The 17,805-nt window shown below is 36.8% G+C and carries 15 protein-coding genes and 1 pseudogene; 6 read left to right on the forward strand and 10 right to left on the reverse strand.

The annotated features are described in order from the left end of the window. The first annotated feature begins 172 nt into the window (after positions 1–172). Complete coding sequence (locus ACYQ0N_RS08000) at positions 173–463, forward strand: DUF1294 domain-containing protein (RefSeq protein ID WP_177533086.1); 291 nt, start codon at positions 173–175, stop codon at positions 461–463. A gap of 27 nt (positions 464–490) precedes the next feature. Here the strand turns inward: ACYQ0N_RS08000 and ACYQ0N_RS08005 are convergent, their stop codons facing one another. Next, positions 491–2,638: a DUF5620 domain-containing protein gene (locus tag ACYQ0N_RS08005; protein ID WP_177533087.1), complete on the reverse strand. Its 2,148-nt coding sequence runs from the start codon at positions 2,636–2,638 to the stop codon at positions 491–493. 413 nt (positions 2,639–3,051) lie between these two features. Here ACYQ0N_RS08005 and ACYQ0N_RS08010 point away from each other — a divergent pair, with 413 nt between their 5' ends. After that, the gene (locus ACYQ0N_RS08010; RefSeq protein WP_177533088.1) at positions 3,052–4,323 is read left to right on the forward strand and encodes an aspartate aminotransferase type Ic; all 1,272 of its coding nucleotides are present in this window, start codon (positions 3,052–3,054) and stop codon (positions 4,321–4,323) included. A 35-nt stretch (positions 4,324–4,358) separates the two neighbouring features. Here ACYQ0N_RS08010 and ACYQ0N_RS08015 read toward each other — a convergent pair whose 3' ends face one another. Then, complete coding sequence (locus ACYQ0N_RS08015) at positions 4,359–5,744, reverse strand: D-alanyl-D-alanine carboxypeptidase family protein (RefSeq protein WP_460162386.1); 1,386 nt, start codon at positions 5,742–5,744, stop codon at positions 4,359–4,361. Positions 5,745–5,892: 148 nt separating this feature from the next. Between ACYQ0N_RS08015 and ACYQ0N_RS08020 the strand changes: the two genes are divergently transcribed. The 4 genes from ACYQ0N_RS08020 to prmA all read left to right on the forward strand — a co-directional run bounded on the left by ACYQ0N_RS08020 (position 5,893) and on the right by prmA (position 9,661). Then, positions 5,893–6,567 carry a metallophosphoesterase family protein gene (locus ACYQ0N_RS08020; RefSeq protein ID WP_177533090.1) on the forward strand — a complete coding sequence of 225 codons (675 nt, stop codon included), beginning with the start codon at positions 5,893–5,895 and terminating at the stop codon, positions 6,565–6,567. Positions 6,568–6,621: 54 nt separating this feature from the next. After that, complete coding sequence (locus tag ACYQ0N_RS08025) at positions 6,622–7,092, forward strand: peptidylprolyl isomerase (protein WP_177533091.1); 471 nt, start codon at positions 6,622–6,624, stop codon at positions 7,090–7,092. 258 nt (positions 7,093–7,350) lie between these two features. Beyond that, positions 7,351–8,673 carry an SH3 domain-containing protein gene (locus tag ACYQ0N_RS08030; RefSeq protein WP_460162387.1) on the forward strand — a complete coding sequence of 441 codons (1,323 nt, stop codon included), beginning with the start codon at positions 7,351–7,353 and terminating at the stop codon, positions 8,671–8,673. A 19-nt stretch (positions 8,674–8,692) separates the two neighbouring features. Further along, on the forward strand, positions 8,693–9,661 hold the full coding sequence (gene prmA, locus ACYQ0N_RS08035; protein ID WP_460162388.1) for a 50S ribosomal protein L11 methyltransferase: 969 nt from the start codon (positions 8,693–8,695) through the stop codon (positions 9,659–9,661). Between the two features lie 52 nt (positions 9,662–9,713). Here the strand turns inward: prmA and ACYQ0N_RS08040 are convergent, their stop codons facing one another. The 8 genes and pseudogenes from ACYQ0N_RS08040 to ACYQ0N_RS08075 form a co-directional block, all read right to left on the reverse strand. Beyond that, complete coding sequence (locus tag ACYQ0N_RS08040; RefSeq protein ID WP_460162389.1) at positions 9,714–12,377, reverse strand: glycoside hydrolase family 9 protein; 2,664 nt, start codon at positions 12,375–12,377, stop codon at positions 9,714–9,716. A gap of 267 nt (positions 12,378–12,644) precedes the next feature. Next, the gene (locus tag ACYQ0N_RS08045; protein ID WP_460162390.1) at positions 12,645–13,514 is read right to left on the reverse strand and encodes a YitT family protein; all 870 of its coding nucleotides are present in this window, start codon (positions 13,512–13,514) and stop codon (positions 12,645–12,647) included. Between the two features lie 32 nt (positions 13,515–13,546). Further along, entirely contained in the window at positions 13,547–13,915 is a 369-nt protein-coding gene (locus ACYQ0N_RS08050; RefSeq protein WP_177533095.1) for a YccF domain-containing protein, read from the reverse strand. A gap of 243 nt (positions 13,916–14,158) precedes the next feature. Then, positions 14,159–15,166: an aldo/keto reductase gene (locus ACYQ0N_RS08055; protein ID WP_177533096.1), complete on the reverse strand. Its 1,008-nt coding sequence runs from the start codon at positions 15,164–15,166 to the stop codon at positions 14,159–14,161. A gap of 110 nt (positions 15,167–15,276) precedes the next feature. After that, positions 15,277–16,440, reverse strand: coding sequence for an iron-containing alcohol dehydrogenase (locus tag ACYQ0N_RS08060; protein ID WP_177533097.1), 1,164 nt, complete (start codon positions 16,438–16,440; stop codon positions 15,277–15,279). Between the two features lie 18 nt (positions 16,441–16,458). Beyond that, positions 16,459–16,935 carry a flavodoxin gene (locus tag ACYQ0N_RS08065; RefSeq protein ID WP_177533098.1) on the reverse strand — a complete coding sequence of 159 codons (477 nt, stop codon included), beginning with the start codon at positions 16,933–16,935 and terminating at the stop codon, positions 16,459–16,461. Between the two features lie 10 nt (positions 16,936–16,945). Then, positions 16,946–17,343: pseudogene (locus tag ACYQ0N_RS08070) on the reverse strand (cupin domain-containing protein). 41 nt (positions 17,344–17,384) lie between these two features. After that, complete coding sequence (locus tag ACYQ0N_RS08075) at positions 17,385–17,732, reverse strand: MerR family transcriptional regulator (RefSeq protein WP_460162391.1); 348 nt, start codon at positions 17,730–17,732, stop codon at positions 17,385–17,387. Positions 17,733–17,805: the final 73 nt, after the last annotated feature.

The raw sequence follows: 17,805 nt of genomic DNA on the forward strand, positions 1-17,805 counted from the left end.
ATAGTCAATCGTGTACTGACGAAGCATAAACAGTAAATACTGCCGGCTACTCCCCTTTATCGTATTTATATATTACATTATTTTTCCGGTTATGTCAATAGCTTATTATAAAATATACATTTGACAAATCTACTATATAAATGCTATAATACTTAAAAACGAGGAAAAACTTATGAATTATCCGCTTATATTTATTGCCGTTTACTTTATTATTATGAATATTATCACTTTTATTCTATACTTCAGTGATAAACGCAAAGCAATTAAACATCGCTGGCGAATATCTGAAACTATTCTCATTGCATTTTCATTTGCCGGCGGCAGTATCGGAGCTTTTACAGCAATGAAATTATTCAGGCATAAAACTAAGCGTCTGAAATTCAAAATCTCCATTCCGCTTGCTATAATATTACACATATTATTATTTATTGTTATAATAAATAAAATAATAAAACCGCAGTAACTGAGCTGCGGTTTTATTATACTCAAATTAATTTTGCGGACCTAATTGGTCTACAGTAACAATCATTGCTACATAATTCATAAGCAACAAGCTATCCTGAGTATCAATTATTCCGTCATATACAACCTGTGCATTCTCTTTTGCCGTTGCATTAAGCTTATTTACTTCAGGATAAAGAAGATACATATTCAGAGTAACTACGTCTGCAATGTTAATATTTCCGTCGATATTAACGTCGCCATATAACACCTTATCCCAATCTATAATATCGTCGGGATCAACCGTAGTAGTAACTACAGATGTAGTCGTAGTAGTAATTGTAGTAGTTACGGGAGCGGTAGTTTCAGTGGTTTCAGGAGGATCAGCCTCCGTTACTTTTACAGTAATCATTTTTTCCTGACCTTCCGGAGAAGTTACTACAATGTTTGCCTGACCTACCCCTATACCGGATACTACGTCATTTTCAGCGATTGCTACTGATTGATTGCTTGAAATAAAAGTACACCCAGGAACATTGATATCAAGAGCTTGGGTTTCACCCACTTTAATCTCTATTTTTTCTGGCTCTACAACTAAATCCTCTTCATTTGAAACAAATTCGTAAAAATCAATTGATTTTAATGTGATAGTAGGAGATTCTTCCCCTGCATACCAGCATCCGAACATTACATTGCCGTCGCCTGACAATATATCAACGTCTTTTCTGATAGATTCAGGAACTATCCACATTATTTCAAATTCCTTGCCCGGCTCAAGGACAGTTATATTAGCGGGCATATACCAGCCTTCATCGGCATTAGGATTTGCATTTGCTACAGATATGCCGACGCCGCCAACATATTTTTCAAGATCAACGGAAGAAGTAACATTAAACTTTACTGCCGAAACAAGATCTCTGTTCTCCAGTCCAAGATCTGAAAGCATAAATTTATACTGGTTTGTTGTTTCGTCAGAACCTGGTGTAAGTTTCTGATTAACCGTTTTTGATACGGTTTTATTGTAAGGAACCGTAATTTCTCTGGTATAAGTACATGAAGCGGTTTTCAGATGAACTTCATCTATTTCTGCATAATCTTCTCCTTCAGGAGGATTAGCGTCCTGCGCGTACCAAAACTGGAAGCCTACTGAATCGCTGACATTTTTAGAAACATATTCCTGAACATCCTTCGGAACATCCCAGACTACCTCTATGTATGAGCCTGCGTCTGTAACGGTATAGCCGTTGTTTACCTCAATCTGGAACTGATCTCCGTATTCAGCCATATCTTCTTCGCCCTGATCGTTATACCAATAACCGTTTTTACCTTTGACATATTCGGTATCGGCAGGCGACATCGGTTCTACATTGATTCCGCCGCCGTACATAAACTTACTCATATCCTTATCAGACTGAATAGTATAATTGAAAGATTCAAACTTCAGATTGTTCAGGTCGTCAATTCCGAATTCAGAAAACTGGAATTTATGAGAGTTAATCGGATCTCCTTCTTGCCAAGTGCTATTTCCGTCCTCGTCAAGATAACCCTCTTCGTCATATCCTTTTGTAAGCAGATAATCCATTTCCTGATCGTCAATCTCCGCCGTCAGTGTTGAAGAAATAGTAGCGGTGCCGTCTTTATTATCCGTGAACGTCCATTCGCCGCTTTTCTTATTCTGTGTAACTGGCTTATCCGGATTCACAGGACCGGGATCCGTTCCACCTTCAGTTGTAGCTGACACAAGCTTGAATGTTTCGCCTGACTGAGGATACCAAATCGCTACTTCCATTTGTCCGCTTGCAAAATTAATGCTGCTCAAGCTTGAAGACGGAAACGTATATGTAACGGAAAACTTACCGTTTCTGGGAGTAGCCTGAATTCCGTCAGCCTGTTCCCAATAGGGATCAGCTTTAAGATTATAGCCTATGCCTACTGTAACATCTCCGGTATACGCAGTTTCAAAGTTAAGCGTAACCTTAGAAGGACTGGTACCAAGACCGCTCATATTAAAACGAGTAGCTCTTGTTGAACTCGAAGAATCATCCGTTGTTGCAGTAAGCGTTTTGTTGATCGATACTGAACCAGCCGCAGATACATTGGTAATCTGAAAAGCAGCCGGTGAGATAAATACCGTAGCAGTCATAACAGCGCTGAGAACAGTAGCTTTTATTCTGCTGCTTAATTTCTTACCTATCATAACAATCATCCTTTCATATCAATTACATGAATCACGTGCATACAATCTGCTCAGTCAAATTGTATATTTTTTTGCTCGCTAAGCATATTATAACATATTATTCCTGGCTAATTGTGAACAAATTGTGAACAAAGCCTTATTTTATTAAAAATTACAAGAAAATTTTTCACCTATATTTTGTGCATATTACACAAATAATTATAACTTAATAACAAAAAAGAATAAATTTCGCCTTTATTTTATATATTTTTAAGTTATTATTATATTGATTTAAACCATTAAAGTGAATTTACTTGCAAAATTCCTCAAAGTATGATATAATAGTATATAAATCAAAAAAACGGTTATAAAAATACCGTAAAATTTCACAGCAATTTAAATAATATTAAATTGCGGTTTAAGGAGTGCTGAATATGAGATTAGCCGCTATGGAAAAAAGCGAGATTATTTCTTTGAAAAATCAGTGGTGTAAAGAATATGACAATTTTAAAGCTCAGAATCTCAAACTTAATATGGCAAGAGGTAAGCCTTCTCCGGAACAGCTTGACCTAAGCATGGGAATATTAGACGTTTTAAATAGTAAAACAGATATTATCGGAGTTAACGGTGACGATTACCGAAACTACGGCGTTATGGACGGCATTCCAGAAGCCAAGAAAATTTTTTCCAAGATGCTGGGAGTAAAAGAAGATGAAATAATAATCGGCGGAAATGCCAGTCTTAATTTAATGTACGATATTATCTCCGATTCTATGATATTAGGCGTTAACGGCAGTACTCCATGGAATAAGCTGGAAAAAGTAAAGTTTTTATGCCCTGTACCGGGATATGACAGACATTTTGCCATATGTGAAAAATTTGGAATTGAAATGATAAATATCCCCACAGATGAAAACGGTCCTGATATGGATATGATAGAAAAACTTTTATCGGAAGACACCTCTATTAAAGGTATTTGGTGTGTTCCTCAATATTCAAATCCAACCGGATATGTTTTCAGTGATGATACCGTAAAACGCTTTGCGGCTCTCAAGCCTAAAGCTGAAGATTTCAGAATTTTTTGGGATAATGCATATTGCATACATCATCTTGAAGAAAATCCTAAAATACTTCTGAATATTATGGAAGAATGTAGAAAAAATAGTAATGAAAATCAGGTATATATATTTGGATCGACTTCAAAAATCACATTTTCCGGAGCAGGAATTGCCGCAGTAGCCTCTGGAAAGAAAAACATATCAGAATTAAAAAAGAATTTAAGTATAAGAACGATAGGCTACGATAAAATAAATCAGCTAAGACACGCATTATTCTTTAAAAGCTATGAAGGACTACTTGAACATATGAAAAAGCACATGGCTATAGTTGCGCCGAAATTCAAAGCTGTCGCCGATATTCTGGAAAAGGAGCTGGCGCCTCTTGAAGTAGGAAACTGGACTAATCCTAAAGGCGGTTACTTTGTTTCGTTTGATTCCATTCCCGGCTGTGCCAAAAGAATAGTTTCTCTTTGCAAAGACGCTGGCGTTACTTTAACAGGCGCAGGCGCCGCTTTTCCTTACGGAAAAGATCCTGACAATAAAAATATAAGAATTGCGCCTACATATCCGTCTGTCGAGGAACTTATATCTGCAATGAAAATTTTCTGCTTAAGCGTAAAAATTGCCAGTGCAGAATCTTTGATATGAAAAAAATCGCTGCAATTGTATTTGCAGCGATTTTTTTATTTTCTTTTATTTCCGTAAAGCTTTTTAACTACTTTTTTATTGGATAGTCCGCCTTTTGGATTTCGTTTTGCATAAACAAATGCCCATATACATATTGCAAGATAAAATAACAATAATGAAAGCGATATCCATACAGCACGTTTCATCCATTTTGAACCGAAAAAGTCCTTTGCAGTTGAAAGATTAAATTTTACAAACGACCGATCAATATCAGAAGACGCGACAAGATCAACGTTAGCTATTATTTCATCAGAAAGCTTAAGCTCAATTTCTCCAAGCTTCTGATTTTTTTTCACAGGCGCCTGTACGGAGTCATAAAGCTTTATATTTTTTTGTATTGATGTGACGTCTACCTCGTTATACCAAAGAGTTGACACATCTTCTTCGGGCTTAACAAGCACGTACCCGTTTCCGTCAGAATTTTCAACCTTAACTTCAGCTATTTCTTCTCCTTCCGACAAAAGCTCCTTATACTCAAAGTTATCAAATACCCATTCCATAAAATTACATGCGTCTATAATATGATAATACTTAGAATTTCCATTTTCATCATAAAAAGGTGCGTTAAGCAATACCAGAAGATATTTAATCCCATCATATGTTCCCATTGTTACTATATTGCGTCCGCTAAGCTGTAAATTTCCGGTTTTTATACCTTTTACTCCGTAAACATAAAAATCGCTCGCGGCGCTCATAATTATATTTGAATGCGTCCAAGTCCAAGGGTCTTCATGAGCGGTAACGTAGCTTTTGGGATGAACCTCGTATTCTTCAGCAGTTGCAATTTCTTCAAATCCCGGAACAGTGAGAGCATATTGAGTTATTAAAGACATATCCTTAGCCGTCGTAACCTGTTTTGAATCATAAAGTCCATGAGGATTTGCAAAAACAGTATGTTCGGCTCCAATTTCCTTAGCCTTGGCGTTCATCATTTCAACAAAAGCCGAAATATTCTGATTACCAAAATAATACGCAAGTATATTTGAAGCTTCACATGATGAAGTCAACATCATTGCATATAAATAATCAGTAACGGTTAGTTCGTCACCGTCCCATATTTCTCCGTATCTGAGATCATCCTGATATTCGTATTCCTCAAATTCCTCATAAAGTTTTTTGTCGGCGGTTATGGTAATATTATCTGGATCCTTGCAGTTTTCAAGAACGATTACCGCCGTCATAATATTGACAAGAGACGCTGGCATCTGCTCCAGATCGGCATTTTTTTCATATATAACTGATTTAGTATCTAAATTAATGAAATAGACAGACTTTGCATTGACATCGAATGGCGGTGTGAATTCTACAGCTCCCGCCGATGCAGTAAAGCATAAGTACGCTAACGTTAACATCGCCGATAAAACGGAAACGATTTTTTTCAAATTTAACAGCTCCTCAAATTGTTCTACTAATTATTATAGCAAATTTTAAGTGAAAATCAAATACTTTTTGAAAAAAAATAAAAAGATATTTACGAATCGCAGTTTTTATGTTAGAATTATAAGGTATTCTCACGAAGGAGGAATAAAATTGATTTATGTAACCGGTGATATGCACGGTGAATTTTCACGCTTTAAAAACAAAAATATTAAAAAGCAACTGGAGGAAAACGATACGCTTATTATATGTGGCGACTTCGGGTTTATATGGGAAGACTCCAGACATGAAAGATCTATAATCGAAAAAATCGGAGAATTAAATTATAATGTGGCTTTTGTTGACGGCTGCCATGAAAACTTTGATTTATTACAGCAATTCGAGGTTATTGAATGGAACGGAGGAAAGGCTCACCATATAAGCGGTAATCTCGTTCACCTTATGAGGGGACAGGTTTATACAATAGAAGACAAAAAAATTTTTGCTTTTGGAGGCGGTCACAGTCAAGATTATGAGTACCGTAAAAACATTAACTGGTGGCCGCAGGAGCATCCGACTCATGAAGAAATCATAGAATCAATAAATAATCTTGGAAAATATGATAACTGCATTGATTATATCATTACACACGAGCCTCCGGCATCTCTTAAAGATTGTCTCGAAGTAGACGTATTTCAAAGACTTGAAATACACGCGTTTTTTGAAGATATAATAAAAGCTTGTCATTTTGAAAAATGGTTTTTTGGAAAATGCCATTTGGATAAATATATACCGATGAAATTTTATGCGGTATTTGAAGATGTAATACCTGCTTATGAAATAGATTAATGTTGATTAAATCATAAAATTATGATATAATAAAATAAAAACGGAGGTCACAATATGATAACAATCGAAATGGAAAACGGGAAAAAAATAAGACTTGAATTATATCCTGACAAAGCGCCTGTTTCATGTGAAAACTTTGAAAAGCTTGTCAAAAGTGGATTCTATAACGGACTCACCTTTCACAGGGTAATTCCTGGATTTATGATACAGGGCGGATGTCCTGCCGGCAACGGAACAGGAGGTCCGGGCTGGACTATTAAAGGCGAATTCTCAGCAAACGGAGTTAAAAACGATTTAAAGCATACAAGAGGAGTATTATCAATGGCGAGAGCAATGAATCCTGATTCTGCCGGTTCACAATTCTTTATAATGCATAAAGACGCTCCTCATTTGGACGGAGAATATGCAGCGTTCGGAAAAGTAGTGGAAGGCATGGATGTAGTGGACGAAATTGCAGGAGTCAGCACAGACTTTTCTGATAAGCCGTTAGAGCCGCAGGTAATTAAAAAAATGTATATAGAATAACATTTTTATCGCCTAAGATAACGATCTTAGGCGATTTTTTATCGAATATTGTAACCATTTATCAATTAAAAGAGCTCTTTAGACTTTTCATTTGTTAATTATAACTAAAATATCTTGAATATTATATGTAAAATACTGATTGCAAATGTTATAAATACATGATATAATAAAAAAGTAGTTTCAAAAAGTTACATTTTAGTTAATGAATCATGAATCTTTTTACTTTTTTATTACAAAAAGAGAGGATGTGTTAAAACCATGGTTAAAAAAATCAGCAGAATTTTTACTGCGATGACCGTTACAGTTTTTATCTTCCTGTCATCTCTTGCAGTCTCTGGAGCAGATAACTATAAAAGCTGGCTTCAAAGCGATTCACGCTGGGGAAATAAGACTCTTGGAAGCTGCGGCGATACAATGGCTGAAATAGGCTGTGCAGTTACCTCCATAGCAATGCAGGTAGTTCATTCAGGGTGTAAAAGCGAAAGCGAATTCAATCCCGGTACTCTTGTTGATTATCTAAGCAAAAACGGCGGATTTGATTCTTACGGAAATTTATATTGGGGAGCCGTAACCGGAATGGTTAGTAATTTCACATTTGAAAAACGAGCTTATTTCTCGTCGCAAACAAAGTCCGGCATAACGCAGGAACTTGCCTCTTACATAAATCAGGGATATTATATAGTAATGTCAGTTAAATATGATGGTCATTGGATAGCAATAGATACAATAAAAAACGGAGTCGTTTATATGATGGATCCGGCACAAAATAAATCCAACAATCTGTTCGATTATTACGACGTAAACGGTATGCTGCAGGTAAGACTGTATAAGGGTAAAAATACTCCCGAAAAGGTGGAAATTAATGAAACTAAATATCTTACAGGTCACTATCAAACTACAGACGCTCTTAATCTGAGAAAATCCTACAGCACTTCATCAGATGTGCTTTTAACCATACCGTCAGGTAAAACTGTCGTTGTAACCAGAGTGTACAATAATCAATGGGGTGAAACAGAATATAACGGGAAAACCGGCTGGATATTTCTTGAATACACAAAATATACCGAAAGCTCTTATACATATAAAACCGGATACTATAAATGTAATGCTACTACCGGTGTAAACATGAGAAACGGTATTGGAACAGATAAAACTATAGTATGCCTTATACCAAACGGAGCGTCGGTCACTATTAGTTCCGTTACAGCTAACTGGGGAAAAGCTAAATATGGAAGCAAATCAGGTTATGTATGTATGGAATACATGAAATATGTATCTCCCGTAACCACTGCCGCTCCTAAAACTACAACCGCTACAACCACAACCAAAATCACGACTACATCAGTCAAAACTACAACTACAACCTCCTGCATTACAACTGTAACTACCTTGCCGCCGATTACTAAAGGCGATATTAACCGGGACGGAAAAATAGACAATGAAGACGTACTCGTTCTTAATATCTATTTTAACAAGCCATATGAATTAGAATTCATCGAGAAGTATATATTTGATGTAAATAATGATAATGAAATTAATAATTTAGACGTGGTTTATCTAATGAAAATTATTAGACAATAAAACGAAACGGAGAAACAATATGAATTGGACAGAAGCTGAAATTTATACCTCAACAGAAGGCGCCGATATAATATGCGCATCCTTACTTGATATAGGAATAAAAGGATTTTCTATCAAGGATTCTGAAGATTTTAATGAGTTTTTAAAAAATAAAGACGGTAAATGGGACTACATTGATGACGATTTAATGAGTATGAAAAACTGTGAAACAAGCGTAACAGTTTATCTGCCAGACAATACACAAGGCGGCGAAATGCTTATTTCACTGAAAAATATACTCAGACTATTAAAAAGCCGCGATACTCAAAATAAATGGGGCAGACTGGAAGTAAAACTTAAATCTGTAAAGGAAGAAGATTGGGCTCATAATTGGAAACAATATTTTAAACCGTTAAGGATTGGTAATAAACTTCTCATAAAACCATCATGGGAAGATTATGACGAATCAGATAATAGGATTGTTCTTGAAATAGATCCTGCGTCAAGCTTTGGTACCGGACAACATAATACTACTAAGCTGTGTCTTGAGCTGCTGGAAGATTCAATAAAACCTGGAGATAGATTATTGGATCTTGGATGCGGCAGTGGAATACTTTCAATAGGCGGTATGCTTTTAGGAGCTCATGAGGCTGCTGCGGTAGATATAGAAGAAAATGCCGTTTCCACCTCAATCCGGAACGCTCTTAAAAATAATATTTCCATGGAAAAATATCATGCTTACTGCGGAAATATTATATCCGACATCGCACTCAGAAATACACTAGGCAGCAATTACGATATAATTACTGCTAATATAGTAGCAGATATTTTAATTGCCATGAGTGAATTATTTAAAAAGTTTCTTAAACCGGAAGGTCTTATTATTATTTCCGGAATTATAACTGAACGAAAAACAGAAGTAATAAAAATCGTTACTTCATGTGGATTTGAAGTGATAAAAGAAGCTGAAAGCGACGGCTGGGCAGCGGTCTTGCTTAAAGCGGTATAATATAATTCCATACACTCTTAATAAGTGTATGGAATTTTCTTTTTTACCCTTATTATTTATTCTTCGCAGTTCTTTTAATAATATAAACCAAGATTTCAATAAATATAGCTACGGCTACTATTACTATAAAATATGGAACAAGTCCCCATCCGCCATTTTTACTCTCATCAACATCAATCATAACATTTTTTTCATCACTCTTATCCTGTTTATAATCATTCTGAATTCCATTTCCGGCAGCCGGATTCTTATTATTAGATACAGTATTATTAGAATTGATTCCGCTGCTTCCATTAGTTACTACTATACCTCCATTTTTTTCCGCAAGGTAAGCGGTTACCCATGCAAGCGGAGTATTCCAGTTTATAGTACATTCGTTTACCGACCAGGCTTCTATATTATCCATATAGCATTTTGCCGGAGCAATTTCTCCCGGCTTCCAGCCTGAACCCTTTACCCAGGGATCCTGCATTCCAGAATTTGGTCCGCCGACAAGTACTCCGTTAGGAGCTTCCGGAAAATTCGCGTCCGCCTGATTTGACCACCATCTGTGATGCGGATATTTAACTGCATGACTTCCATAGCCTGTAACGTAAGAATAATCCATGGGGTTTCTGCCGAGAATATAATCCATGCCGCTTATAACGCCGTCCAGATAATCTTCGTCGCCGCTTAATTCATAGGCATATGCCATTATTATATTATTATTCATAATAAATGAATTAGAGCCCCAGATATACCCCTTTCTGTCAATAGCATAGTTTACAGTACCTGATTCGTAAGGTTGACCGTAACCTTGATTTTCAGTTAATTCCTCATAATGCTCTGCCGCCGAACAAATAGAGTCTTTAAGCTTATTTTGGGCTGTAGAATCGAGCTTATCAATATTTAATGCCAAAGAAAGATTGCCCAACGCGGCAACATTTCCCCAGTTGAAGCTTCCGGAGCTGTCAACATCTTCTCCGCCGGAAAGCTTTACTTCAGTCTTCATATAATGTGTAGACTTTTCGGCATCTTTCATATATGAAAGATCATCTGTTGATATAAACAATTCACAGGCTGCCCAGTAAAATTCATCTGTTGCGTCATCATCGCCATAGGGCCCTCCTCCGATTGATTCATCCAAAGGAGCATACATATCGGGATGTTTTTTAGCTGCCTCATATGCAAGCTTAGCATTATTTAAACATATGTCTGCAAATTCCGGATCAGTGTCTTTCCACAGCCTGTATGCCTGAGCGGCACATGCCGCCATATTAAGGGTAGCGGCAGTTGTCGGAGGCTTTATGATACGTTCTTCTGGATCATCTGCAGGAGCAAGTGCAAGAGCAGTCCACTTATTATCATGAACCTTATGATATACCATATTTGAATAATCCCCGTCCGTGACCATCATCTTGAACATCCATTCCATTTCATATCTGGCTTCGTCAAGCAGATCAGGGTAGCCGTTTGTATTTTCCGGAATACTCATTGTACCGTCCGCATATACGTCCTCATATCCATTTTTAACAGCTATTTCATATTGATTCTGCATCGTCCACAATGATATTCCGCCATTGACAACATATTTTCCGTGATCTCCTGCGTCATACCATCCTCCCGTTACATCCTGAGTTCCGCTGCTTCCGGTATAACCCCACGTCTGCTCTATTGAAGCAACGTCAGACGGATGACCTGCGGCTCTGGCCAAAGAAGAACTGTCGCCGGAAATAATATACTGGCTTTCAATTTCAATACCGCTTCTGTTCTGATAAAAATAATTAAGCGAATCATAAAGCATACACGAATACGTTTTTCCGTTTCCTATTTCAAATTCACGGCTTTTAGAGCCATTCTCAGCTTCAAGGTAATATACCCCGTCTTTTTCATAGTCCGAGAAATCCAATTCATGCACATTATCTCCTGAATCCATATCAAGTCCCTTTGGTTCTGATTTATCACTGAAAACAACGTTACCGCTTTTATCCTTCAAATCAAATTTAACTGATGACGCAGAGTCAGAAAGCAAGGTTGCTTTCTTGTTCATTCCTGTAAAATAACCAAGCTGATTTGTTAAAATATCAGACCGGATCCATTCTTCAGGCGGCTGGTAATCATTTTCATCGCTTGTCGTACATTCAAGCGACATGTTATCAAATGTAAAAACTGTACCCTCCGGAACTGTGTCGCCGCCGATATGAAATGCCCATTCAACATCTGCGGTGCGGTTTGCAGTAAATGTACCTTCTACCTTTTTCGTCTGATTAGCCTGAAGCTGCTGAACATTCCAATATGCCTCGTGCTGCGATGGATCAGGCTCGCCATGCCAGTCTTCAGTAAACGGTTCTCCCATATCTCCGATTTTAGTATAATAAGTACAATCATTGCTTGCCGTTATATCAAAAGATACCTTGTAGGAATTTCCGCTTACAATTTTAAGACCTCTGTGACGGAACTGACAGTCCCACCTGTCTTCGCCTCCCCTTGACGCGCCTCCCGGATTAACTATAGTAATATTATATACGCCGTTTGAAATCTCAAATTCCATTTCCCCAGGCTGTGACTCGCAGACATGCCAAGGAAGTCCCACACCATCTTCAAAATCCGTTTGTCCCAATTGCTGTCCGGCTGAAACATAATTCACCGATAATATTGAATTTCCGATTAAATTAAAAATAGTCAGCGCTGAAGCCGCTATTATAGCGACCGATTTTCTAATTCTGTATTTTTTCATCCTATTCCCTCCTGTTTCTATTTTAACCTATTTCCTTAATTATGTAAAGGGGAAAAATAGGATATTCTGTTTATTTTTCTATTAATAATAAAAATCTCTGTTTATAATTTCAATAGAAAAAAATATATTTTATAAACATAAATAATATTACTATATAACTCCATGAATACGACAAACTGATATCAATCAAAAAATTAAACATATACACTTTTCAGATAATATAAAAAGCATATATGTTTTAATTAACTAATAATATTTTCGATAGTCTTATTGCTCTTTAGGCTGATAAAACCTGCCTAAAAGCTTTTGGGTTTTTATTTCGTTAATAAAAGCGTCCGGATCAATATCTTTTATAGCATGAATCACTTTCTTAGCCTGAGCTGAAGACACAATCGAATAAACTACATTTCTTTCACAATGCTCATACGAGCCTTCTCCCTCCAATATTGTAGCCCCATGCTTACTAACTTCGTAAATTGCTATACAGATTTCTCTCGGCTTAGTTGTAACAATAAAAAATGTACTTTGCTGAAATTTCTTATAAAGCAAATGCAGAACAGTAGTTGAGGCATATTGGAATATAATTGAATATAAGGCCTTCTCCCAGCCAAATATAAAGCCTGCTACACAAATAATTACGGCATTGAACCCAAGAATAATATTAAAAGAATCTATTCCGCGTTTCTCTGATAAAAAAATAGATATAAAGTCGGTTCCGCCTGAAGTAGCGCCTGCATTTAAACATATACCAATAGCAAGACCGTTTATTATTCCCCCAAAAATACTGATAAGCAGAATATCTTCAGTAAGAATATAGCTTGGTATCAAATCAGTAAAAATGCTGTTAAGAATAATCATAAGACATGAATAGAGCGTAAATCTTTTTCCAATAAATCGGAAACCTATGTAAACCGGAATTGAATTCAGAAAAATATTAACTACGCTGAACGGTAATGTAATATCCAATAACAATTTAAATATTCTCTGTATCAATATTGTAAGTCCTGTTACGCCGCCAGGATACAATCCACCTGTATTAACAAACGTTTTAGTATTAAGCGCCATTAAAAAAGCTGAAATTATAACCGTTATTAATATTATAAATTGCTTTTTTATGGATTTCCGCATCTTATTCATATTGACACCTATAATAATTTACTAATTGAGATTTAATATACATGTTTTATTTCCGCTCCGAACGGCATTAAAGCAAGCTTAGCTAATTTAAACATTTGCTTTCCGAATGGAATACCTATAATTGTTATACACAGTATAAGACCCAAGCATATATACCCGACCGCCATTGGAATGCCACTGAGTATCAGCCATAATATATTTACAATCAAAGAAACGGCTCCTCCTCCGTAGATAACTTCCTTTCCAAAAGGAAAAAATGCAAGAGATGCAAATTTAAAGCACTGCAACCCTATTGGAATTCCTATAATAGTAATACACCAAAGACAGCCGGCAATAATCCAACTGCACCCACTGATTATTCCTCCGAAAATAAACCATAAAATATTTCCTATAAATCTCATGTTTATCTCCCTAAATTAAAACAAATGTATACTGATTTCTTTAGCATAGTATATACTATAATTATCGTTGTGTCAACTCCCGAATAAAAAATTTCATCAGCAAATTAATTTTTATTTAGAATATCTTTTATATCACCTTTCTAAAAGAGAAGCTTTAATTGTTAAAGGATTATTTAAATATATCCTAATATAAGTTATCAATACATGCAATTGCAATCATCGCCCTTGGAACAGTTTTACCGATTATCTATAAACCGAATCGGCATGTGTGTTCTGTGCCATTACTCCTACCAATTTATGCGGAACATAGGGCTGCTCCAAATATTCTATTTCACTATCCTTTAAAACAAGATCTATAGCTTTTACAGCGCTTTCAATATGTTGCAGCTTAGTTGCCCCAACCACCGGAGCTGTCGACTTTGTAAGCAGCCATGCCAAAGAAATTTCCGTCATAGATACATTTCTCCTTTCAGCAAGCTCTGCTATCCGGTCAATAATTTGCTTATCTTGCTGAGCAGTCCCTTCATATTTAAGACGTGCGTAGTCGTCCTCGGCAAGTCTTTTTGATGTTTCACCGGAACGCTTTGCCAACCTTCCTCCCGCAAGTGCACTATACGGCGTCAAAGCTATATTATCCTCTTTACATAGCTTAACCATTTCTCTCTCTTCTTCACGGAAAATAAGATTATAGTGCCCCTGAACCGAAATAAATTTTGCAAAGCCTTCTTTTTCAGCTAATGAATTTGCCTTAGCAAGCTGATAAGCGAAGCAATTTGAAATACCAATATAGCGTACCTTTCCTGAATTGATTAAATTGTTAAGTCCCTCCATAATATCATAAAGCGGCGTCTGATAATCCCACATATGACAGATATACAAATCTACATAATCCATACGTAAATTTTTAAGACTTTTTTCAAGCATATTTTTAATATGCCGAATGCCGCTGACGCCGGAATCAATTTCCTCATTTGTTCTCGGAAGAAATTTAGTTGCAACAACTACCTCGTCGCGTTTTGCAAAATCACGCAAAGCACGCCCTAAATATTGCTCGCTCGTACCATTCTGATATGCGATAGCTGTATCAAAGAAATTTACGCCTAAGTCAAGTCCTTGCTTAATAATTTCACGGGAATGCTCCTCATCAATTGTCCATGAATGCTGACCGTTTCCCGCTTCTCCAAATCCCATGCACCCCATACAAATACGTGACACATTCAAATCAGATGATCCAAGCTTTATATATTTCATTTTATTACTCCATTCTAAGAGATTTCACTTTTCAGTAAATAACCGAAAATATTATTTTATTGCTTACTGAGGTATAACATTAAAGCAAATTTATAATACTATTTAACAATTTAAAAAGCTTCTTTTAAAATATTTAAAACATCTTCAGAGGTCAGAATCTTATAGCCTCCACCCAAAACAGTTGAATCAGCAATTTTCGGCAGCATCTCTTTTGTCGCCCCAAGTTCCCGCAAAGTTCTCGGAAGTCCAAGAGTTTCAATAAAATCAGATAAACTTTCAATTCCCGCTAAAGCCGCCTGCTCTTTAGTCATGCCGACAGTATTTATTCCCCAAACGTTTTTTGCAAAACGAACAAATTTATCTATTCCATATGAACAGATATATTTATAATAAGGAACAGAAATTGCAGCAAGACCAGCTCCATGCGCGCAGTCGGTATAAGCGCCAAGCTGATGCTCTATCATATGAACCTCCCAATCCTGTTCTTTTGAAACGCCGGTAATAGTGTTCAGTCCTATTGCCGCGCACCACATTATATTGCTTCTGGCTTCATAGTCCTGAGGATTTTCAAGCGCTACCGCCGTACTGTTAATTAGAGATCTCATAATTCCCTCAAGAACGTAATCTGTTGTATTATCATCATTACCGGAAAAATACTGCTCCATCAAATGCGACATCGTGTCAAAAATACCGCTGACCATTTGATATTTTGGAACTGTAAAAGTAAATTCGGGATTTAGAATAGAAAATTTAGGATTTACATTCGACGGGAACACTCTACCATTTTTCAGCATTTCGTCTTCGTTTGTAATAACCGATCCGCCGTTCATTTCAGAACCTGTTCCCGCCATAGTAAGAATACTTCCTACAGGCACGATTTCATTATTAACTTCATCAAAATTTATCCAGTACCTTTGCCATGGATCGCCTTTACAGTATGCTGAAACTGAAATTCCCTTTGCACAGTCAATAACAGAGCCGCCTCCAACTGCCAAAATTAAGTTTACATTGTTTTCCTTTACAAGTCTGGAACCCTCCGTTAGCTGAGCATAGGTCGGATTTGATTTAATGCCCGGAAGTTCCACAATTCTTTTTCCGGCAGATTGTAAGATTTTCAATACCTTGTCATATAAGCCGGATTTCTTTACCGAACCTTTTCCATAAATCAGCAGAACAGTATCTCCATAGCTTGCAAGCTCTTCATAAAGGTTATCAAGAGAATTCCTTCCAAAATAAATTTTCGTGGGATTATAATAACTAAAATCAAATTTCATATAATTACGCTCCTTTACTTATTTAAGATTATTTTCTATCCATGCAGCCATATCTTTTTCAGCGGTTTTTCCTCCGCCCTCATAGGCTGTATGCATAGGCATTATTTGCGCTCCGCTGCAAAGCTTTTCTATATCACTGTCGCAATGTCCCTTACCTCCACCACCGTGTGTGGAAAACGGCATAATCGTCTTTCCTTTGAAATCCTGTTCATTTAGGAATGAAGCAAGCGGCGGCGCCATTGTTCCCCACCAAATCGGAGTTCCGATATAAATGGTATCAAACCTTGTCAAATCATAGTCCGATGTTTTTATAGAAGGTAAATACCCATCTTGTATTTCCTTCTTGGCCTGTACTACAACGGTATTATAATTATCAGAATAAGGCGTTGTCGGATTTATTTCAAGCAGCGCTGCCCCGGTCAAATTCGATATTATTTCTGCCATTGCTTTTGTATGACCGGCCCACGTATAGTAAATTACAATACTTTTATTCATAATATTATCCTCACTTTAATCGGTTATATTCGTCGTTGGAAACCGGCTCACACCATTCATTACTGACATTCTCACCCGGAATTTCAATAGCTATATGCGAAAACCACGAATCTGCTTTTGCTCCATGCCAGTGTTTTACTTCAGGCGGAATGGTAATTACCATTCCCGCTTTTAAACTTACAGCGGACTTTCCTGCTTCCTGGTACCAGCTTCTCCGGCAGTACAAATCAAAAGCTGCCCTCCCCCCTTATATGCATGATGAATATGCCAGTTATTACGGCATCCGAGTTCAAAAGTCACATTTGCCAAAAATAATGGGCATTTCTCAGAATCGGTCAGAGGCTTAAGAAAAGAACTGCCGATAAAATATTTTGCGAAGCTTTCGTTGGGCAATCCGATTCCGAATATATTAGCATGATCAAATTATCTCTTATTCATTAGTTTCATTATTATACCTCCCTTTTTATTTTGTATCTGAGATAATCCAGTATTTCTAACTGCTTTTCCTTAAAATGAATTTCATCCAGCATACCGTTTCTTTTTTCATTGAGAATCCGCATACGTTCGCTGTCGGCGGTGCTTCCTGCCAAAACCAGCTTCATATAGACTTGAACATCTTCACTTGTGAATCCAATATCATGCAACGTCATAATTAAACTAAGTCGTTCCAGATCTCGGTCATCATATTCCCATATATCCATTACTTCCCTTAAAGCGCCGCACAGATTCCAGCTTTCATATTCGTCCAGAATTTCAATGGGAATATGATATTTTTCTGTGGTTTCTTTTTTAGTCATAAAAATCCCCCTCAAATGAAAAACAGGTGTTCCGCCAGGAACACCTATAGTATACCACTTATGTATAAAAATG

The organism is Ruminococcus sporogenes (genome assembly GCF_054655175.1).